Genomic DNA, 3,668 nt, shown 5'->3' with positions numbered 1-3,668 from the left:
TCATGGTGCTTGGGCGCATTGTCGATGACCGCCTGCAGGCGGCAGATGTCCGTCTGACCATGGGCGGGGAGCCCACTTTTGTGGCTACGGAAGCGGTGGATGATCCACAATGGAATCTGGAGGCACTGGGCAAACACAAACGCGAACGCGCTGAAATCCTTTCGGAACGCCTGCGTAAGCATTTTGCACAAGGGGCTTTGCGGCATACGGGTGAAGGTAAATGGTATCCGGGCGAACCCCTGCCCAGATGGGCCTTGGGCTTATACTGGCGCAAAGATGGCCTGCCGGTGTGGCAAAATCCGGCACTGCTGGCGGATCCACTCAAGGATTACGGCTGGAAACCGGAAGATCTCCATCATTTCGCCTGTCAGCTCTGCGAACAATTGCAGGTAGACAGCACCCGGCTCATTCCTGCCTACGAAGATGCCTGGCATGTCCTTCATCAAGAGGGACGGGTTCCGGTCAACATTGACCTCAGTACCCATCGCCTTGATGATCCTCTGGAGCGTCAGACCCTCATCGAAAAGCTTCAGGCCGGTCTGGACCGCCCCGTGGGTTGGGTTCTGCCTTTGGCCTGGGAATGGAATCAGCAATGCTGGTACTCCGCAACCTGGGTATTTCGCAGCGGACGCCTGATTCTCATTCCTGGCGACTCAGCTCTGGGTATGCGCCTGCCCCTGGATAGCCTGCCGTGGATGGTCGATCCGCACAAAAAATGGCAGCCGGAAACGGACCCCTTCGCGCCCTTACCGCCCCTACCGGATATGCATGCCAGGCCGACGCCGGAGAGCAGCCATAAATCCCAAACAGCGAAAAGCCAGGCCAGCAACAAAGCTCCCAGCTGGGAGGAAATTCCCCACACAGCAGTCACCCTGGAGATCCGCAAAGGCTGTCTGTATTGCTTTTTCCCACCCCTGCAGGTGACTGAGCATTATCTGCGGCTACTCAGCGCGCTTGAAGCCACTGCGGCCGCCCTGAAAATGCCGGTCGTCATTGAAGGTTATGCGCCGCCCAGTGATCCTCGCCTGGAAAAACTGCTGGTCACACCGGACCCCGGTGTTATTGAGGTGAACATTCACCCCTCTTCCAGCTGGCCGGAAATGGTCGAAAAAACCAAGCTACTTTACGAAGAAGCCCATGCCTGTCGCCTGACCGCCGAAAAATTCATGCTGGACGGCCGCCACACCGGTACCGGCGGCGGCAATCACATGACGCTGGGCGGCGCGACCCCCGGCGACAGTCCTTTCCTGCGCCGTCCGGATTTGTTGCAAAGTCTCATTACCTATTGGCAGCATCATCCAGCTCTCTCCTATTTTTTCAGCGGGATGTTTATTGGCCCGACCAGCCAGTCACCCCGGGTGGACGAAGCCCGTCATGAAGCACTTTATGAACTGGAAATTGCCTTTACCCAGGTACCTCCAGGCAATGTCGTGCAACCCTGGCTGGTGGATCGCCTGTTTCGTAATCTTCTGGTCGACATTACCGGAAATACGCATCGCGCAGAAATCTGCATTGACAAACTCTACTCTCCAACCGGTTCCGCCGGACGCCAGGGACTGGTAGAACTGCGTGCCTTTGAAATGCCACCCCATGCGCGCATGAGTCTGGTTCAGCAGTTGCTGGTCCGCAGTCTGATTTTACGCTTTTGGGAAGATCCTTATCGTCATGCCCTGATTCGCTGGGGAACGACGCTGCATGATCGCTTCATGCTGCCCCACTATGTTTGGGAAGATTTGCGCGAGGTCTGTACGGACCTGCAAAACCACGGGATCCTCTTTCAACTGGAATGGCTGACACCCTTTTCGGAATTTCGCTTTCCAGAGCATGGTCATGTGCAGATTGGTGATGTACAAATAGAACTGCGTGCTGCCATTGAGCCCTGGCATGTTCTCGGTGAGGAGGTCACCGGAAGTGGTACCGCCCGCTACGTGGATTCGTCCATTGAACGCCTGCAGGTCAAGGTCACGGGAATGACTCCCGGACGACATATACTGGCCTGTAATGGACGGCGTGTTCCGCTGCAGACAACCCGAGCCCCGGATAGCCAGGTGGCAGGGGTGCGTTATCGTGCCTGGCAGCCGCCATCTGCCCTGCACCCGACCATTCCGGTGCATTCCCCACTGACCTTCGATCTGATCGACACCTGGAATGGACGCAGCATCGGCGGCTGTACCTACCATGTCATGCATCCGGGTGGACGCAATTCGGAAGTATTCCCCGTCAATGCCTGGGAAGCCGAGGCCCGGCGCCAATCCCGTTTTACCACGACCGGTCACAGCCAACCCGAACCGACGCCTTCTGCACCCTCTATCATGGGAGGTAAGGCGCTCCCCAGTGAGGGGCGCTTCGTCGCCAGAGGCAGCGGTGAATACCCCTGGCAAGCACCCTATGATGAAGAACAACCGGATTATCCGCATACTCTGGATCTGCGCATGAGCAGATCCCCAAAACAGGGCTCCTAACCCGCATCGTGACGCTGATCACGATGCTGTGACAGGAGCACTTCTGCCTGGCCACCCAAATATACATATACGCCCAGAGCCACCAGCAGCAATGCAGCAGCTACCAGCAGCAGTTCAGCCAACCAGAGATTCTGGGGGGCATCCAGAGCAAATTTGAACACCAGCATCAGGCCTTCGATGGACACCGCAATCAGGATGGCCGCAATGAATCGGGTCAAAGTGCGTCGCGTAGTACTATGACGACGAATATCTTTGCGCAGCAGGACTTCCTCTTCAAAAATGGTTTTGGACAGATCAAATACGGCCAGCGCCAGGGTAAACAAAATGGTCGCCTGAAAGGGCGCCGTAAAGTCCCCTGGCGCGGCAACAGCCGACCAGACCTGTTTCAGGCTGACGAGCGCATGAAAACCCAGAGCGGCGCTGACTGCCAGCAGGCCAGTCGAAAACAGGGTATAAATGGCCTTGAAATAGGGTTCGAAGCCCCGCCGGATATCATCTTCTTCGAGCAGGGCGAGGGCCCTATCCAGCTCGCTATCAGCCACCAGCATGCCCAGCAGTTGCCCCTTTTCATCACGAATAGGCGCTGCAGCCGTCACACAAATATGACCATTGGCCGAAGATAAATAGGGTTCGGTCAGGACTGGAGACAACGCATTGAGGGCCAGACGGTAATAAGGTCGATGGCTGCGATCCACGCCATCCCCATCCTCTTTACCAGCAGCACGGCGCCGGGAAGCAGCCACATTATCCCCAATTTGCCGACCCTCCGCATCCAGGAGGTAGCACAAATCCAGAAAAGGGTGGCGATTAATGAGACAACTCAGCTTTTTCCGTTGTTCATCCGCATGCTGCTGCAACAATGCAGGACTGGCGAGGGCATCAACGACGCCCCCAAGCAGTGCGGCAAGATCCTTGCGTACCTCGCGAAAATGCTCGAAGCGATTCATGACTCACCCCCAACAGGTCGCTCGTGGCGTCTATGTGCAAATTGATCAGATCATGACCCATGGATAGTGCAGCAAGGGGCGTGCCATATCCTCAACACCTTTTATGCTTCAAAGAATCTACTCACCCAAAAGCGGGAATCGGCATTTCGCAAAAAAAGATGGCACGCTTCCTGCTAAACATATCCTGATCATGGTCATCTGATCACTCCTCCTCAAGTGGCTTCCAGGGCGGTCCTCCCGCCCTTTTTTTTGTTCAAAG

General features: G+C 56.2%; 2 protein-coding genes. One reads left to right on the top strand and one right to left on the bottom strand.

Annotated features, from left to right (window positions below; genetic code table 11):
* The coding region (locus AC2VLY_RS05235; protein WP_486921887.1) for a transglutaminase family protein at window positions 1-2,462 on the top strand (2,462 nt) is incomplete at its 5' end.
* On the opposite strand, the gene AC2VLY_RS05230 is transcribed toward AC2VLY_RS05235, so the two are convergent.
* Window positions 2,459-3,409, bottom strand: coding sequence for a PDC sensor domain-containing protein (locus AC2VLY_RS05230; RefSeq protein ID WP_193649456.1), 951 nt, complete (start codon window positions 3,407-3,409; stop codon window positions 2,459-2,461). The two genes, AC2VLY_RS05235 and AC2VLY_RS05230, sit on opposite strands and share 4 nt — an antisense overlap.
* Window positions 3,410-3,668: the final 259 nt, after the last annotated feature.

The organism is Acidithiobacillus sp. TH-A36, from assembly GCF_057473445.1.
This window is presented reverse-complemented; position numbering and strand designations above follow the sequence as displayed.

What these genes read in the sequence shown, in the direction of transcription:
- AC2VLY_RS05230 (WP_193649456.1), bottom strand. Translation starts at nt 3,409, where the DNA reads ATGAATCGCTTCGAGCATTTTCGCGAGGTACGCAAGGATCTTGCCGCA.